Below are 18,400 nucleotides of genomic sequence, written 5' to 3'. Positions count from 1 at the left end.
CAATAGGTCGAATATTCACCATGAAAATAAACTTAAAACAGTACATGCAAACAATAAAAATTGCTCCCTTACCAGATAAAGCATCCAGTGAGGAGAAAATCAATTATTTAAACGCCATCTATTTTGCGCATGTTCAAACCTTTCCCTATTCAAATTTTGAATTAAGGAAAATTTCTCGCCAGCACCCTGTCTATAGAGATTCATTATCTTTTTTTAGCTATAAAAATTTACTTACCGCGGCTCATGGTGGATATTGTTTTCAAACAGCTGCCTTATTATTAGATGCATTATCACAACTAGGGTATGCCGTTTCATTTTGTGCTGCGCGGGTTCTTATGGGGGCACTAGTCAATTCACCCGAAATACTTCAGCTTCCTCCCACGCATCTCATTTTAACGGTACAAATTGATGAACAAAAATTTCTTTTAGATCCCGGCCTCGGTTCTTCCGCACCTCGATTTCCGATACGGATTACCGGAAAAGATGAGTCGATAAGTCAAAATGAAGATGAATTCAAGTTTCACTCGATTGATAACGTTTATGTGCTCGAGAAAAAGACAAGACAGGGATGGCTTCGCTTAATGCAGACTAATTTATGTCCTATAAGTCAAGAAAAAGCAGCAATGAACTTACTCAAACTGGAGCGTTATCCCTTGGCAATTGGAATACGCGATTCTAAAACTGTAATTGGGATCATTACTGAACATGGTCGTAAATCATTAGCTTGGGATGCCCAATCGAAACAATTAAAATTCTCTAAAAGCGAAGGGAATGATTCCATTCAAAAAATAGTGACTGATTTTGAGGAGGCACATCAGCTCCTTGTTGATGAATTCCATATTGAGCATATTTCAACTGAAGATTTAGAAGAGTACTGCACAGAAACCGTTTTACCACAACCCGCCAAGCCTTGGACCATAAATTTTCCTATTGATAAATGGGAACAAATCGAAATGGAAAAAAATCTAAAATTTACATGACGAGTAATACAGAAAACGAATATGTGCTGATTAGTGAAATCGGTTTTCAACCCAGTAAGTGCTGAAAAATATGCTATACTTATTGACGCAATATTAATCAATAAGGATTGTTTAATGACAAAAAAGAGGAGGAAATTTAACTCCTAGGAAGGAGTTACCAGTTCAAGGAGAGAAGCCATGGACGATAGAAATCATGATGATACACGCCAGCGGATTGTTGCTATTAATGGCAAACCTTTTTCACAAAATATTGCTTTAAAAGGAATGGATTATATAGAGCAAGAGCTCAAAAAAAAGATGGACTTACGTGAGTCTATCAATGCGGAGAAATTAAAGCATTATACCACCATTTTTAACCCTTTAGCGAAACTCATTTATGAAGATAAAGAGGCACAAAAAAGTCTTAAGGAATTGCGGAAAATATCTGAGCATTCAAAGACTAAATTGGTTTTACCGACCTATCCTAAAATAAAACCCAAAATAAAAAGTGGCTCATTGCTTATTGTGACCGCTCCTCCATATGATTTTGAATGGACCTTTGATTCGTTAGTTCATGATAATACAGGAGGCCAAGCAGAGGCATCCAAGGCAGATGGTCGCTTTATCGCTGACTACAGTGTTTTTAGTGGTGGTACCGCATTAGGCGCTTCCGGTGTGGGGATATTTTTTAGACCGATTGCTGAGAGTACCTGGGTTCGCTTTTCGCCCTTCATAAAATACAGTTTTGCATGGCACGATTGGTCCAATTTGGGCCCCACGGCACATAGTGATGGCTTTCTTGCAATTCGGATCATTAGTTTTGATTTTAATGGTAATGATGTTCGTATTGAACAAGATCCCCGCTTTCAACTATGGAGTGATGGAACAGGTTGGTCTGAAGATCACTCAAACTCAGATGATGACGAATTATTTCCCGTAGCCCAAAGTACACTTTATTTTCAAGCAACCAGTGATCGTTTGTATAACTTATGGGTATGGGGATACTCGGATGGTGACGGAACTGATGGTGATGTGTTCTGGAGTAATTCCTGGGGAAGCCTGAAGGTATTTGTACCGTTTGCTGCAATTGAGCAATGGAGTTAGGCTCCCATACTGTAGCTCAATTTTAAAAATTGATAAGGATTTATTGTACTGTCACTTTGAGAAATTTCTTACACGAATATGAGATAAAAAAGCGATGATAATTTAGAACAGTTTGTTATGCTTAAGTCAACGAGGAATGACAGTGGATGTCTTAAAGGGAATTTATAGCATCATGGAAGACGCTATGCCACAAGGATGTGGTTACTCTCCTCGTATTAGTCTGCAATATAAGTCTGGTTATGCCCATTAATCAGACTTAATTTTTTTGTATTTCATTAGATTCACTAGCCCATTATTTATTTTAGCTTGAGAAGACCTCACCCCCCGAGTATCCCCTATTCTTCCGCCAGTAGGATGAGGGCTCTAGGCGCTGCCCCCTGAGATAGAATCTCATCAAATTTTTCCATCCATCTTCACCATGTTTGACACAATTTTTTCTCAATTCTTATTTTATTTTTGGCTAATTTCATTACTGTTTAGATTCATTCTAAATAAAGCACGCATTAAAATAACATCAAGAACAAATTAGCATCTTAAAGTCCAAATAATATCTTGACTAGAGATTATTTGTAGTACATCTTATGCTATCTTTACCCGCTCGAGCCAAAAGATGATCATTAATGAGCTGTTTAACTGGCTTCATGCCAATGAAGAATCACTTCATCTTTCCGATCACTACCTTTGCAGAAATCTTCTCGAATCAGAACAAATCCAGGCAAAAGCAACACACCGAAGACTTTTGGCTGAGATACGCCTTGCTAAATTCCATAGCCAAAAAACAGATGAACTCATAAACAAATTAGAACAGCACCAAAGGTTCATGGATTATCTTGAATTTTGCAGCCAAAAATTTGTTGAAGATTCGGCAAGTTCTTTATTTTTAATCACATTTAAATATGTGTTATCTAAATCTCAACCGGAAATAGCGTATCTAGGCGCTCGATGGAATGAATTATTTTTTGCCTTATTGCAAACAGATAAAAACAAACTCCTTTCTTTTTATCAAGGCAATGAAGCTTTATTTAAAAATCATCCTGAAATTCAAAAACGCGTTGTACTTGAGTTGCATGAACAAAAACGTAATGAATCAATTAAACAAGTTGAAAACCATTTAATTCGTTTAAACGAACAATTAGCCAATCAAAAAAATCCACTAGGAATCATTGGATTATGTCGAGAATGGGTCAGCGAACCCGAGTTGTTTGCTGCATTAATACTCTGGCTTTTACAGCGTAATGTCACTACGAAACAAATTCTACAAACCTACTTATTTCATGACTTTCTTAAATACCATTTATTTACTTTGTACTCGGAAGACAATGAAATTTTTCACTTATTTGCTCTACTCAATCACTTTCCGGAAACCAAGCCCCTCCTGGAAGCAGCGAGACAAACACGTAGCGATGAGCAAGCATTTCAGCACTATGCACTCGACGGAACTTTGAGCAAGAATAAATTACAGGATATTCCTCGCTCAGTACCCCCTTTACAATTTTCTTTAAAACCAACCAATTTTTTAGCGTTACACAAACTCTTTGGCCAACAATTTCTTATCGCGGCGATCACTTCAGAGGAACAAAATAATTCAAAATGGTTACACACATTAAACCAAACCTTAAATCAACCTCAAGTTATTGCGCATGAGTTACCGACTATTATTGCTCTTGTTGCCCGGGAATTTTCCCCTCAAACTTTAGAACACTTGGCTCATTTAATCGATGATGATACCGCACAACAACTTTTATCCAACAATGAAGGTGCGGTATTTTATCTATTACCCTATAAACCGAAGCTTTTAGAGCAGATCAATGAAGAAAATGTCACTCGCTTTATTCAACAAATCACGCTAGGAAATACGTCGGATCCCGAAATTATTTTTCAATTGATGGCCTTATTCTCGATGTTGTCTAAGGAAAAAAATCCTGTGACTGAACGTGTATTTGAGGCAATTCTCGATAACCTTGCGCTGCATCCAATGTTGCTGGAAGACGAAAAATTACTACGCCGGTTAAGAAAATACCCAGATTGCGGGCGAATCATTGACCAAAAAAGTGAAGCAATAAAGCAATACGTGAATACGTGCATTATCGCCCAAACGCGCGAACCCACATTAAGTAGCGACAATTATCATCTCATCGAAGATACCTGGCTTCATGCAACTCGCAAACTGAGCGTATTGGATTTAATCAAACCACAAGCAAAGTATGAACTCGATAATAAATATGCTCTTCAAGCAAAAATAGCTGAAGTCGCTTTCCTTTGTCATGGGCAACATTTTGATTTAAATGCCTTTATCGATGCCCTGTCTTTAGCGCCGGTAGTTGCTGATGAAGTCAGTGAGTACGAACGGGTTTTGATTGAAATTCTTGCCGTCATCGATGATGAGTTCATCCGAGAGCAAATTCTTAAACTTTTAGAAGATGAGCCAATACAACGGCATAATTGGGCAGCAAAAGAATATGAAGGCAAAACAATTTTTATCAAAGCGGCCCAACATGGCAATTTGGGTTTAATCGCTCTTTTAGAAGATCAAATTGCCCCCAACACATTGAATAAAGCGATAAGAACTGCGGCAAGATCAAATCAATGGCGCGTTGTAGATCATCTTTGTCGAAACAATAAGGTACAATTGAGCTCAGCAGAGCTCGAAAAAATAATTTTCCTGGCTGCAGGACAAGGCCAATTAAAAGTTATAAAGTATCTTTTAAGCACTTATGATTATGAGCCATCCTCAACAGAACTGATTCACATTCTCAATGCGGCAATTACCTATGATCAACTGGGTGTTATTCAATTGTTTTATTATTCTGCGGATAATATGCCAAAACAATCAGGGATTAATAAGCTGTTTCAGGCAGCGATTGAACTAGGGCATTGGGATATCGCCTTGTTTATCGCTCAATCAGAGAAAAATCCCCCCTCTCTTGTGGCTATCGAAAAAGCATTTACCCACGCAGCAAATACCATGCAGCTGGAGGCAATGAAAAAACTTTGCCTTTCATCAACCAATGCCCCTAGTGCGCAGACCATTCAGCGCGTATTTGTAAAAGCGTGCCAAGAGGGCAATTTACCCGTGGTTCAAAGCCTTGCTGAGTTTTCTAAACAATTCCCCCCAGCAATACTTGGAGAAGCCTTGGCACAAGCAAGTATCTATGAGCATATGGACATTATTAGTCATTTATGTAATTTATCCACTAACCCTCCAAAACAATCTTCAATAAATCATGGGCTGGTAGCCGCAGCAAAAGCAGGAAAACGAGGACCTGTTGAATTTTTTTGCTCCATGACTACCCCAAATCAGCCGACTCAACGCGGTGTCAATCAAGCATTGCTTGAGACAGTTAAAAATAACCGGGTAGAACTATTTATTGAATTATGTCGTTCACATCAACATGCTCCAAGTAAACTGGCTATAAGAGAGTCATTTCTTCTCGCAGTGAAAATGGGGAACCTGGATAGTGTTGGATGTATCTGTACTTATGAAATGAGCGCGCTCAACCAGCGCACTGTTGAGACGGCATTAATTTTGGCAGTAAAACATAAAAAACCCGATATTGTTCGTTATTTATGTGAACTTTCAACCAATTCGCCCGAAAAGAAATCATTAAAAATGGCTGTTAATAAAGCAGCTGCAAGCAATCAAACCGCAATGGCTGAATACTTAAGTGAACAAGTGCGAAATAAAACAAATGCTCAGAAAAAAATAGACCATGAACTGGATAATAGTTCAGGGACTCATAGCGATTCAGAGTTTGTTCCCTTTTCAGAGCTTGATAATCATTCCGAAACGGAGATAGAAATTGCGAGCAATCCAGGAGAAGATAATAGCAACGCAGAAAATCATCACGACTTAACCGTTGATAATCCTGTAGAAATTGAAGGTCGCATTGAGATGAGTCAAAATACTGAGGTTGGCGCATCATTGAAGACTCATGGGCTTTTCAAAACGAAAAAACGGCACCATAGAAATACTCCATCCGTAGATTTAGGGGCGAGGCATAGTTTATGTTAATAATGGGGTTGTTTATCCTGAGAGCACGTCCTGTTTTGCAGTTAATCGACCCAATGAAAACGTCACAAGTTTAATCTCATGGTTCATTGGTTTTTGACCAATGAGTTACATCTCCATGGAAAACTGCAAATCATCGTCCTCCTCATTTTGTTTCTGCGCTACAGTTTGAGTCCTCTGCTTTGGTTTTGCATAAAGTTCTAGCTTATTAGCATTTTTTTCTAATTCTTTAACACCTTGGTCCAAAGTTTTTTTATGTTTTTTTAATCCTTTAAGTTGTTTTTGCTTGGTTTCTAATTTCTGAATTTCTTCTTGTTTTGAATCTAAATCAGACTTTAACGTTGTATTTTTCCTTGTGAGGGTTTCGATTTGAGCAACTAATCCTTCACGAGCTTGCGATGCTAATTCATACGCATCACATAGTTTTTGCGCCGCCTCGACTGATTTTTTGGGTACAAGTAATAAGAATAGACTCTTGAATGGTCCAGGGTTCTTATCAGCAATAAACTTACTCCAGCCTCCGGGTTCCTCAGGGGGAGGCAGACGTAATTTGCCTTGCTTGTTACTAATGGCTGCACTGTTGCCTCTCATCGTCCTTACTATATCTTCATGTTCCTGTCTGAGTAGCGCGAGGCCTTTTACCTCCTTGTTCATTCTTTCGATCTCTGCCGAAACGTTGGGAAGTGATTTTTTAAATTCAGCAATCACTTCTAATAAGTCCTCATCGGTAAGTACGTCTAAAATTGAACATTCTTGATCAGTGCGTTGACTATTGCGACAGGCCTGCCTTTCGGCTTTGCTTAAAATTAAAAAAGCATCGGGACATACCATACTGATCGGATCTTCATCTAAGCTTAGAATCTCAGCTATCGCTTTGCTCATCCACCTATGTATGTATCCATCATAATGGCGCAGATTAGAAATCGGCTCAGCCATTGTAGCACCACCAAATATTGTTCATTTAGAATAATTTTAGCACATTTATCCTTAACGCTTTCTTAGGTTCATACTTCACAAAATAGGACTGTTACCCGATATGAAATAGCTTCTATACTCAATGTATTAGGGATAACGAAAAAAAAGAGATTAGGAAATTCAATCAGGGACACGACTGAACGGGAGATTTTTATGACCTATTGCATTCAAGCGGCTATGTTTCGTTTACCCATCCCTTATTTTAATTGTTTTGTGCATGACTTTTGGACTTTAAGAGATCTGGAGCGAAATACGGTAATCGCCCAATTGCATGGCCTTGCTATGTCACGAAGTACTGGATGCATTGTACCTATTGGCTACCGCAGAGACCATAGTTTAAGGGCATTTGGCCTTACTTATGATCCCCGGTTCGCGCATCAACATGGTTTACCACTCAGTTCTTTTGCACTGCCTATTCATGCTTACTTCACCGTATATCAAAAAGAGGATTGCGTGCACCATTGGCTACGCGCAATAAACGCGGTAAAGGCAATTAATGATTTAGATCTTGATTATCCTTTCGCTGGATTCACTATTCCTCTATCTGCGACCGTTAATAGTAACTCTATCTATCATACTTTTGCGCAAGTAATGGACTTACCCTTACATGCTTTCGATGGCTTTTTCCATATTGGGATAGAAGCTTCCGTATATGAGCAAATTAAACCTCACTTATAAAACAATCAGACCGTAACAAGATGCTAAGCCAAGTGCAAGCCGCTTGTTGGACTTCAATCGACTTAATAACCAAGCGAAGTACGGCTTACGCCCAACCCAGGCTCCCCATTTACAGTGCAATAACGTCTGTTTGCGAGGGCACCGAATAAATGCCCATGGTGTTCGTATCATTTGACAAAGTAACCGTCATCCCTAGATTATTTGCAGGTAAGCCATCTATAAGTACATTAAAGGCACCGGTTAAGGGGGTCACTAAAGCCATAAATGTGCCTGAAATAACGCCACCCATGGTCCCCGCTTGATCCCCATTCGATTCAGGAATAATAGTTCCTGTATTACAGCTTGGGGATGCGTTGATTAATACCGTGGGCACGAAATCAACGCACGTGAGCCAGGTACCAATATTCATAAACGGGTTAGGAGTTCCGCGCGGGGGCATTTTGCATACATCAATTGGGCCCGGAGTCATCACTTCTCCACCTATCATACACGCCATTGTCATTTTACTTATCCTAACTGAACTTGTTTCGCTGCAATCTTTGCATCACCCTGAGCATAAATTTCCATTTCATCACAATCGATCCGATAGGTGTGTTTTACAATACTTCGTAAGTGGCCTATTAATTGATGCTCGAGTTCATTGATTTGCTGATAAAAACGTATTGCTTGCGTATTGATTGTGTCACTAATCGTTTGAATGTAGTGGCACATCAGATTTAATGATTGATATGAAAAGTTAAGTACATCCCCTTTAAATGAAGCATTTTTTATTGAAAATGTCCCTTGATTGCAATCAATATTTTGGGTGGACGAACTTAAATTTATGGTTTCTTGAGCAACCAAATGAATATGAGGAGCATTCAATTTTAAATCGTGATTCTCGCCAATAAGACTCAAGTGCTCCCCTAGCTTCATGGTCACCGGAGCAGGTTTGGGACGATGGATAATCGACAAAATATAATAATTATTTGCCTCTTTAAACAACAACACTTCATCATCAACTATAGGAGTGATAACGCATGAAAATGCAGGTTGAGCATTCACTAAATGACCTTGAATCAAGATATGATATCCATCACCTGAAAAAAATTTAATTTTTCCTTTCACTAATTCACCTTGAGAGCCGGTAATTGTTAATTCGGGTTCAAGCATTATGGACTCCTTTTTTCTTTCTATGACCACTGTTCTGCTTCCAATAATTCTGGGTTTGTTGTCAATACATTATCGCGCTCTGCACGCGCCCAATTGACCTGTTCTTCAGTAACATGGTGTAAAGAAGCCAGGTTTAATTTTGCTTCGGTGAAGTCACAAGCCGTTAAATGACTGTTATTGAAGCGAGCGTAATTGAGTACCGCCTTAGTGAATGAAGAATGCTGAATTTCTGACTCTTCAAACAAGGACTGCGTTAAATCGGCAGCAACAAAAAGACAATGGCTTATTTGGGACTGACTCAAATTGCATTGATTGAGGTGACAATGGGAAAAATCGACCCCATTTAATTGAGTTTTCTGCAAAACCGCTGGTGCCAAGTCCATTCCCTTAAACGTGGTTTGATTAATTGTTGCTTTAAATAAATTGATCTGTTTTATTCCTGAGGCTACAGAAAAATCAGACTCATAAATCTTCGCATCAATAAATAGGCTTCTAAAAAGATTGCAGTGATTGAATTTTATTTTATTGAATTCACTGGCCTGAAAATTTGCTGCCGTTAAATTAACTGTATCAAATAAAACAGAAACAAAGCGTGTGTTTTTTGCGGTAATTTTTTCCATGGTTGTATTGATGAACACACACTCAGATACATCACATTTTGAAAGATTTGTTTGGTTCAACGTGCAATTTTTAAAATGACTCTTTTGCAATTGATGACCAAGCAATTTGCTCTTCGAAAAATTGGATTCTGTTGCATGGAGGGAAATGGTTCCTTCATTTAATTGAAACATAGAAGAACTCCAATTAGTTTGAGTACTGGTTAAATGGTTTATGGTGCAGGAAATAACCGTACACAGCTGCATGTCGCATGCTTCAAATGTAACCTGTTCAAATCGGCATTTTTCAAAAACAGAAGCGATAAACTTCACATTCTTAAACACGACTTTCTTAAATTCGACCTCCACAAATACAGCACGTCTTGCTTCAATACCTTCAAGGGTTATGGAGTCAAACAAAACTTTTTTGACGATTTTTCTTTGCGCCAGATTTGTTGCCAATTCTTCAGCATTCATGAGGACTGCTCCTCCTGATTCAAAGCAATATTTTTCACGAGGCAATCCTGAATTGTTACCTCCCTTCTTTGGCAATCGGTGAACGCAATACTGTATAAATTACAATGATTAAATTCAGTATTTTGAAAAGTTGAGCTATGGAATATACCTTGAAAGAAATTGATGTCTTGGAACGAACACGAATCAATCTTTGAGTTCACAAACCTGAATTTTTTCGCACTGCATTTGCGGAAACTGGCTTTTTTCCAGGAGTTTTTCACCAGCTGAGATGCATCCAGGGTGGAGTCACTAAAAGCAAGTTCTTCATAATGACCGCCGAGTAATGCCGAATTGCTCAGATTGCACTGTTCAAAATGACTCGTTGATATTTTGGTCAGTTCATTGCCACGTATTTGAGTCAGGTTGCAATTGATGAAACGGCTTTGTACCACTTTGGCGTTCTGCAAATTGAATCCGGTTAATGCACTACGAGAAAAAGTACTCTCAGAAATGGTTGACCCTTTACAACTAAGGCGCTCACACTGACTGTTATTCAGAACGAGCTTCTCAATAGAACAATTAGTTAGCGAGAGATGGGGGGCGCTTAAATTATTCCCGACCACCTCGGATAATTGAATGCCTTCGAAAAGCGCGCGAGACAAATCTGCTTTGGTGAAATTAATCCTGCTCCAACTCCCTTGATGAACGTTCGCAAATTGCATTCTCGCTTGAGAAAAATCACTCTCCTCAAATCTACTGTCTACAATATCAAGAAAATTAGCTTTTATGCCAACAAAGTGTCCCTTACTTAAGTGGCATTTCTTAAAATGTACTCGATTTAAAATAGCATTTGCAAAATTACATTTTTTACCGGAACAGTCTTCAATCAATGCATGTTGCAGAGCACATTCTGAAAAATTTGCTCCATCTAAAGAAGCGTTTTTTATTAGCACGTGGATTAAATTGGCATAAGCCAACTGTGTCTCAGATAAATTAGCATGGAATAATGTGGCCATCGATAAATTGGCTTGAGTTAATCGGGTACGGGTCAAATTACATTCGCTTAAATTACACCCGGATAAATTAATCCCTGATAAATCCAAATCGGATAAATCAATCCCTGCCAAATTTTCTCCAGAAAAATTTTTTCCCTGTTTAAAACCCGCCACAACTTCCTCACGTGAATGTGTTGATTTTCCAGGTGCCCCTGATCGAAATTGAGTTATCGCACTGAGTTTATCCAGGTATTCAATCTGTTGTTCCAACTTCTCAATCCGACCCAACGCTTCGGTGGGTGATGATGTTGTAGAAGTTCTATTAGTAATCTGCTGTTTAAGAAAATCCAGAAACTGCCGCCCGTGTCGATTCCCTCCATAAGGGCTTTTTTCAGTGTGTGCTTCGGTCCTGAGAATATTTTTAAATGAAGCGTGTGCTGGTAATGCTTGGTTGCGATTTTTATAATAGCGCTCTATTGCCATTAAAGACTCTGCCGGCGTTTTTCCCTGAAATATCTTGAGCGCTTCGTTTTGCTCCAAAAATTTTTTCCTTTCTGGGAACCAATGTTCTGCTATTTCATTTATTTCCGCCTCTAAATTAAAACCCATTCCCCTTAGAGAGGATTGATTCGTAGTACTGGAATCGCTGCGTGCTTTTCTTGGGATTGCCTCTTTAGGTTTGCTGCGCAGGTTCGCATAAAAATCGATATCCTTAGGTGCTTCGGCCAAAATTTCATTGGCACTATAAATAAACTCAATGTCATTAGCAGCAATATCTTGTGTATCGATGATACCATGCCAAATAAGTATTCCTTTTTCTTGATCGGGCAGTAGCCAAAGGGTATCCAGATTCACATTCAGTTCGCTCAGGCGGTCAATACTACCAATCCGTTTATAAAAACAGCGTAGGCGCACCCCAGGCAATTGACCATTGATGATTTTTTTCTCGGGATGCATATGAGTACACGAAAATGTCTCATCCCCTTTAAAAAAATGTTCTCTTTGTTGATCTGCTGGGGCGAGATTAAAATAGAGCCAATCAATATCTTGGGGATAGTAAGGACTTTCATTGCGTAGCCAATCGTTATCAATCGTTCCGAATTTGCTCAGTTGTTGCGTGCAGGTTGGTGAGTGAGGCAATAATAATGCAGGCACAGGGATATCGGTTGGCTGTTTTATCGATTGCCCAGGTAATTCCACATTAGGCAAATTGATGTCAGTAATCAAATCCATAGGCGCAAGTCCTCTCCCATCAGGATTGAGTGCATGACCAATACCACCATAAGCATTGTGTAAAGTAATGGGTATTTTGTCAAAGGTATTAGGTTGAGATAAATGGTAGCGTGTATCGTCTTTTATCCATCGTCTGTCGCCCCATACAGTAAGTTGTTTCTCCAGATTATCCAATATGATTTTCACAAAACTTTGGCGAGTTTCACTATCATAGCTGTAGCAAGAGCCTTTAACCAAAAATTCCGCTCTTTGCTTTGCCATATGCAAATCAATAAATTCGCCTTGATTAAAATTAAAAGTTTTTTTGGCGACACGCCAAAAATCAGCATAACTTAGGAATTGATTTTGCTTTGCGAAAGAAAACATGGCCATGATCGTAATGGCTAATTTTGATTTGCCTTGATGTCGGTAATTGAAGGTGATTACGGTGTGTGATTTATCTTTAAATATCTTCATCTTTGAAGAATAGTCCTAATGCAACAATCAACTTCGAGCGTTGCTGACAATATGCGTGATGTACTAATGGTTGTCAATGAGATACACAAGAGATTTTAATAATCAATATCCAGGTGGTTATACATTTTAATCTAAATGCCTGTCCTTCCGGGGTAAGCATACTGATCTGCCTTGACATGAATGAGAATCCTTCGTTATTGTCAATGCATCCCTTATAGTGCAAAAACCTCATTCTTTTAGAACAGGATGTTTTTCATATACCGTAACAATCAAGGCAACAGGAGTCTTCATGCAAGCCAAGGTATTGATGCCCAAATTACAAATCCCAGGCGGCGCTCAGTCAGAAATCATTGTCATCGAATTTGCAGGCACACTGGCTATTTCCTCATTATATCGCTTTACCGTTGAGTTTGTGAGCAAAACCCCCATTCATGCGCAACAAGTGATGAGTCAAAAAGTGCAATTAAGCTTTGCTAAAAAAGGGGGGGGGACAACCCCGTTGAATGGTGAGGTTGTATCTTTTACTCAACTTGATAATTACGATAAGTATCACCGCTATAAAATTCAATTCATGCCTAAAGTTCATCGTCTACAACACATCCGTAATACAGAGGTATTTCTTAATAAATCAATACCTCAAGTTATTAAACAAATATTAAATAAAAATGGAATGACACAAGTCGAACTGGACTTAATCATGGAACATAAACCCAGAGCGTTTATTTTTCAATACAATGAAATCAATTGGGATTTTATTACCCGCTGGATGGAGTTTGAAGGATTATTTTATTATTTTAGCCAGGATAAAAACGAGGAAAAACTGGTCATAACTGATACCAATTCTACTTTAAAGAATAATCAAGACATCCATGAAATGTATTACCAGTCTTATACTATGGCCAGTCAAAATAACCCTACCGCAAATTTGGTATACAATTTTCAATTGACTACCGAGGCACTGCCACAAAAGGTGACCGTCAAAGCTTATAATTCAGAGCAATCATCAAAACCCTATTCTTCGAAGGCGATTATTGATGCAATGGGCCACGGCGAAATAATGTATTGGGCAGAGAACATCAAAAGTAATCAGGAGAATCAGCAATTAGCGAAATTCATTAGCGAAAGTTATCAATGGAAAAAAGAAATTTTAACGGGAATTTCTTCAGGATCATTCATTAATCCAGGAACAATCATTCACCATAAAAATTTCAAAGTGGCTTCATTAAATTGTCCAATGTTGATTGTTGAAAGTACTTATCATGGCTCGCAAAAGCGCTCCTTTGCATCACTTCACAGTGGCGAGGAACACCACCCTGAAGATTATTTTAAATGTGAGTATAAAGCGATCAATAAATCCATCGCCTACCGACAGACCATCCAAGATCGTACTCCGCGCATCAATGGCATGTTGCCCGGTTTTGTCGATCATGAGGGCGATGATAATACCGTCCAAATCAGCAAAAAGGGATTCTACAAATTTCGAATTGCCATTAGTGATGACAAGCCAGGGAAAGGATCGGGATGGGTACGCAAAATGGAATCCTATATTGGCGACCAATACGCATTCAGCCTGCCACTTCGTAAAGGCGATGAAGTATTAATCGGCTTTCAATTTGGTAATCCTGATCTACCGATCTTACTGGGTACAGTGAGTAATTCCACGCATCGAAACGTCATTACCTCAAAAAATCAAAATTATATGGGGCTCTATACTAAAGAAGAAAATCTGTTCTTTATTAACGAACAAGATGGCGATACCAAAGGGATACAACTGTCAACACCTCATAATGAGACCACCCTCACTCTGGGGACCGATAATGTATTTGAATCAAAACTTGATGCAGGTTTTTTTCTTAACACGAAAAGTAATGCATATCAACGTATTGAGAAAGACTCTATAACTGACATATCTGGACATCAAGCTCAGTCGATTGGCGGGAACAACTTCACTGATGTCTGGGGGGTTACATCTTACTCGAATAAGGGAGCCGCTTATTACGTTTATTATGGTGCAAGAGCCCAATCTGTACTTGGGCTAGATTTTATTGAACGAACAGGTGCCACGATTGACGTAACATCTGGATTTCAAGTGAAACTCACAAGTGGTTGGCGCTACGAAGAAGACAGCTCTACGAGTTTGAAAACGGCTCCTGTTGTTATGCTGGAAGCCGAAGCAAGCATTTCACTGACTGTAGGCACCAGCTCCATTACCATTACCGATGGTGCAATTACCTTACAAGCACCGGCACTTGAGTTTGTAGCAGAATCAGCAATAACCTTAGCTGCGCCAACAATAAATTTGGCAAGCGCCATTGTCAATATATCAGGCGAGATGTCTGGAGGACCCATGGCTGAACTCGGTCCTGGTGCTGGGGAAGCAGCAGATGCAGCGGCAGCACTAGCTGAGGCTATTGTTGAAGAGGAATTGGTAATGGCTACCGGTTTAACAGCAACGCTTAAAGCATCCGCAGCTGCAGCCTGGGTTGCAGCTAAAGAAGAGATTCCTGGGTTGGAAGCAGCTGCAGAGGCAGGAGCAACTTTGGTCAATCAGCTGAGTAAAGCCAATGAATCACTTGTTTCTCCTGTTTTGGCAAAAGCGGGCAAGGCAGTGCAACTAGCCGATACAGGCCACGTATTGGGCCCCACAATACATACTCCGGGTTATATCGCAGAAGCAAATGAATAAATTACCCCCTTTAAGATTGTTGAAATGTTTTGGAATAACTTTGTAAATCCTGAAATTTATGCTAATTTTTTATTATTACAGGATTGTTTATTATAACGAATTCGATTTATTAAGGATAAAAAATGACGAACAAGGAACAATCTGTCGCTCCAAAAGAACGTATTAATATTGTTTATAAAGCGTTGATAGAAGGGGTTGAGGAGGAAATTGAACTTCCTCTACGACAACTCGTTCTCGGTGAGTTCTATCCTGGAGGAGACAATACTCCTTTAGAAAAGCGTCGAACCGTAAATATTAACAAAGACAATTTTAATGATGTGCTCAAAGAACACCACATTAAATTATCCCTACGCGTACCGAATCGTTTTAGCAAAAATAAAGATGATACCGTAAGCATTGACTTAAAATTTGAAACAATGAGAGACTTTGATCCTGATGGAATCCTACATCAAGTCCCACAGTTACAAAAACTATTTGAGATACGAGAAGCATTAAAAGCACTAAAGGGCCCACTGGGAAATATTCCGGAGTTTCGACGCAGACTGGATGCTATTGTTAAAGATTCTGCGGCACGCGAAGAACTAATCAAGGAAATTAAGGACAAAAAATAAGCCCAAATAGAGCCGCCGGATCAAGGAGACAGCCATGGCTGATGCACAAGATAATGCTAAGAAAAAAGAAGAAAAAGCACTAAAGGAGTTATTTGCAGGAACCAATATTACTGAGGATGAAGAGCAATATGCCCTCACCCAGAAAGGCTTGCTTGCTTTTATCGACAATATTATTGAAAACAAACGCACCGATGAAACTGTAACCCCTGCTCTAGTGGATGACGTGATTGCTATATTGGATAAGCAGCTCTCGGTACAAATGGATGAAATCCTCCATAATTCTGAGTTTCAAAAACTCGAATCCGCATGGCGCAGTTTAAAATATTTAGTGGACCGCACCGATTTCCGTGAAAACAGTTTGATTGAATTCATTCATGTATCAAAAGATGAACTGTTTGATGACTTTATTGATGCACCTGAAATTCCTAAATCAGGCTTGTATAAACAAGTTTATACGAAAGAATATGGGCAATTTGGTGGTAGACCTTATGGTGCCATCATTGGTAATTACTCATTTACTCCAAGTTATAAAGATGTCACGCTGCTCAGAAATATCGCGGCTGTTTGTGCGATGGCCCATGTTCCTTTCATAGCCGCAGCGAGTCCTGAATTTTTCAATATCAAATCAATGTCTGAATTACCCCATTTGAATGACATCGAAGCAATATTTGAAAGCCCTGTGTACATTCCTTGGCACAGTTTACGGGAATCTGAAGATTCACGATATATAGGCCTGGTTTTACCACGTTTTATGTTACGAATGCCCTACGGTAAAGACACTTATGGAGTTCGTTCATTCAATTATGAGGAAGATGTAAGTTCTGGCGAAAATGCATTTTCATGGGGAAATAGTGCTTTTGCTTTTGCTGGATGCTTATCTCAAAGTTTTGCCAAATATCGTTGGTGCGTCAACATTATTGGTCCTCAAGGCGGTGGGGCAGTCGAAAACTTACCTTCTTATTTTTTTGAGGCAATGGGTGAAATTCAAACGAAAATCCCGACTGAATTACTCATTTCCGAACGACGTGAATATGAGTTGTCGGAGCAAGGATTTATTCCACTCACGATGCGTAAAGGGGCAGACAATGCTGCGTTTTTCTCAGCAAACTCAATCCAAAAAGCGAAACATTTTCCAGATACCCCTGAAGGTAAAACAGCTCAAACGAATTATAGATTAGGAACTCAGTTTCCTTATATGTTTATCATTTGCAGACTTGCTCATTATTTGAAAGTAATACAACGTGAAAAAATTGGTCTAGCGAAAGAACGTGATGATATAGAACGGGAGTTAAATACTTGGATTAATGGCTATGTGGTTGATATGGATAATCCAGTCCCCGAAGTCAGAGCAAAAAAACCATTGAGACTTGCTAAAGTGAATGTAGAAGATGTTCCTGGTGAGCCTGGATGGTATAAATGCGTCTTAATTGTTCGACCTCATTTTAAATTCATGGGTGCTTACATCACATTACAATTAACGGGTAGTCTCGATCTTAAACAAGGAGAATAAAAGTGGCTTCAAATGAAAGTGAAGGCAATGACATAGCCATATTACCTATGTTGCCAGACTCTGAGATTGCTAGGACTCAGTATAAACTCATGGCAAAAATTACTACTCAAGCCTCCGGAGTCGTGAAAGGCAGCAGTACTGTAAAAGGATATGAAGGATGGGTCACTCTACTTGATTTTAAACAACGCATCACGCGAGCATTCGATGCGCAAAATCAACTGATTGGCGTTCCCGATTGCAAATATTTTCGTCTCACTGGATTGTGGGATCAGGCAGGCGTTGTACCACATACTCAAAGTATCTTTACCGGCGAGGACATCAATTCGGCCATTATCCATTGCCTACGCTCTAGTGCTTCGGGAGAAGTTGAAGCCGCAGTTGAGATTACTCTAGAGAAAGCCAAAGTCTTAGAGGTAGATTACGCCTATTCTCATCCAGCAGGCCCTCTATTTATTGTGGATATGCGCCCCACAGTTTATAAAGTAATGGATAAGAAGAACAATCAAGAATTTGGATGGGATTTAACTAAATTAATGCGAGTTGGTTAATGAGAGAAGAGCGTTTAACGGAACGAGTTCGTCGCTATGCTCGTCAAGGATCTCTTTTATCCGCTAGATTAGATTCATCCATATTGATTGAGTCCATACGCAATCACGTTGAAAAAATCTTATCCACAAGACAAGGTAGCGTCCCCATTGATAAGGAGTACGGATTATCTGAGTTACCTATACTTGTTGAGGATTACTCTTTTGCTTATCAAGAAGAATTAAGAACTCATTTGGAAGAAACCATTCTGCGTTATGAACCACGTTTGGAATCTGTTCAGGTGTCTCAAATTTTAATTGATCCAAGTAAGCAAATTATCACATGTAATATTTTTGCGCAATTACAGAAATCATTTGATAGCCTCAACGTTTACTTTACTACTATTTTAACAAACAAAGGACGCGTGCTTGTTACGTTGTAACTCTAAGAGCCGC

General features: G+C 39.2%; 14 protein-coding genes. 9 read left to right on the top strand and 5 right to left on the bottom strand.

Translation table 11 applies throughout. From position 1 onward, the window contains the following. The first annotated feature begins 20 nt into the window (after positions 1–20). The 3 genes from OQJ26_RS00865 to OQJ26_RS00855 all read left to right on the top strand — a co-directional run bounded on the left by OQJ26_RS00865 (position 21) and on the right by OQJ26_RS00855 (position 6,075). Positions 21–980 (top strand): arylamine N-acetyltransferase, encoded by a 960-nt coding sequence (locus tag OQJ26_RS00865; protein ID WP_265702019.1) that lies wholly within the window; start codon positions 21–23, stop codon positions 978–980. A 177-nt stretch (positions 981–1,157) separates the two neighbouring features. Beyond that, positions 1,158–2,063 (top strand): hypothetical protein, encoded by a 906-nt coding sequence (locus OQJ26_RS00860; protein ID WP_265702018.1) that lies wholly within the window; start codon positions 1,158–1,160, stop codon positions 2,061–2,063. A gap of 610 nt (positions 2,064–2,673) precedes the next feature. Beyond that, positions 2,674–6,075: an ankyrin repeat domain-containing protein gene (locus OQJ26_RS00855; protein WP_265702017.1), complete on the top strand. Its 3,402-nt coding sequence runs from the start codon at positions 2,674–2,676 to the stop codon at positions 6,073–6,075. Positions 6,076–6,180: 105 nt separating this feature from the next. Here the strand turns inward: OQJ26_RS00855 and OQJ26_RS00850 are convergent, their stop codons facing one another. Further along, complete coding sequence (locus OQJ26_RS00850) at positions 6,181–7,008, bottom strand: hypothetical protein (RefSeq protein WP_265702016.1); 828 nt, start codon at positions 7,006–7,008, stop codon at positions 6,181–6,183. Positions 7,009–7,200: 192 nt separating this feature from the next. Here OQJ26_RS00850 and OQJ26_RS00845 point away from each other — a divergent pair, with 192 nt between their 5' ends. Next, positions 7,201–7,725 (top strand): hypothetical protein, encoded by a 525-nt coding sequence (locus OQJ26_RS00845; RefSeq protein ID WP_265702015.1) that lies wholly within the window; start codon positions 7,201–7,203, stop codon positions 7,723–7,725. Positions 7,726–7,834: 109 nt separating this feature from the next. On the opposite strand, the gene OQJ26_RS00840 is transcribed toward OQJ26_RS00845, so the two are convergent. The 4 genes from OQJ26_RS00840 to OQJ26_RS00825 are packed head-to-tail and all read right to left on the bottom strand — an operon-like array spanning position 7,835 to position 12,613. Then, complete coding sequence (locus OQJ26_RS00840; protein ID WP_265702014.1) at positions 7,835–8,227, bottom strand: PAAR-like domain-containing protein; 393 nt, start codon at positions 8,225–8,227, stop codon at positions 7,835–7,837. A gap of 5 nt (positions 8,228–8,232) precedes the next feature. Continuing rightward, positions 8,233–8,877 carry a DUF3540 domain-containing protein gene (locus OQJ26_RS00835; protein WP_265702013.1) on the bottom strand — a complete coding sequence of 215 codons (645 nt, stop codon included), beginning with the start codon at positions 8,875–8,877 and terminating at the stop codon, positions 8,233–8,235. Between the two features lie 20 nt (positions 8,878–8,897). Next, entirely contained in the window at positions 8,898–9,950 is a 1,053-nt protein-coding gene (locus OQJ26_RS00830; protein WP_265702012.1) for a pentapeptide repeat-containing protein, read from the bottom strand. Further along, on the bottom strand, positions 9,947–12,613 hold the full coding sequence (locus OQJ26_RS00825) for a DUF2169 family type VI secretion system accessory protein (RefSeq protein WP_265702011.1): 2,667 nt from the start codon (positions 12,611–12,613) through the stop codon (positions 9,947–9,949). The genes OQJ26_RS00830 and OQJ26_RS00825 overlap by 4 nt, the downstream gene beginning before the upstream one ends. A gap of 289 nt (positions 12,614–12,902) precedes the next feature. On the opposite strand from OQJ26_RS00825, the gene OQJ26_RS00820 reads away from it, so the two are divergent. From OQJ26_RS00820 to tssE, 5 genes are all read left to right on the top strand, one after another. Further along, positions 12,903–15,299: a type VI secretion system Vgr family protein gene (locus OQJ26_RS00820; protein WP_265702010.1), complete on the top strand. Its 2,397-nt coding sequence runs from the start codon at positions 12,903–12,905 to the stop codon at positions 15,297–15,299. A gap of 122 nt (positions 15,300–15,421) precedes the next feature. Beyond that, a complete protein-coding gene (gene tssB / locus OQJ26_RS00815; RefSeq protein ID WP_265702009.1) occupies positions 15,422–15,910 on the top strand; it encodes a type VI secretion system contractile sheath small subunit in 489 nt (162 codons plus the stop codon). A gap of 34 nt (positions 15,911–15,944) precedes the next feature. Further along, on the top strand, positions 15,945–17,420 hold the full coding sequence (tssC, locus tag OQJ26_RS00810; protein ID WP_028382585.1) for a type VI secretion system contractile sheath large subunit: 1,476 nt from the start codon (positions 15,945–15,947) through the stop codon (positions 17,418–17,420). 2 nt (positions 17,421–17,422) lie between these two features. Beyond that, complete coding sequence (locus OQJ26_RS00805; RefSeq protein ID WP_028382584.1) at positions 17,423–17,968, top strand: type VI secretion system tube protein Hcp; 546 nt, start codon at positions 17,423–17,425, stop codon at positions 17,966–17,968. After that, on the top strand, positions 17,968–18,387 hold the full coding sequence (gene tssE / locus OQJ26_RS00800; protein ID WP_265702008.1) for a type VI secretion system baseplate subunit TssE: 420 nt from the start codon (positions 17,968–17,970) through the stop codon (positions 18,385–18,387). Before OQJ26_RS00805 ends, tssE begins: the two co-directional genes overlap by 1 nt. The last annotated feature ends 13 nt before the right edge of the window (positions 18,388–18,400 follow it).

Origin of the sequence: Legionella sheltonii (genome assembly GCF_026191355.1) — a bacterium.
Taxonomy (GTDB): domain Bacteria; phylum Pseudomonadota; class Gammaproteobacteria; order Legionellales; family Legionellaceae; genus Legionella; species Legionella sheltonii.
Note: the sequence above shows the minus strand (reverse complement) of the source record. Positions and strands in the feature narration are given on the sequence as shown.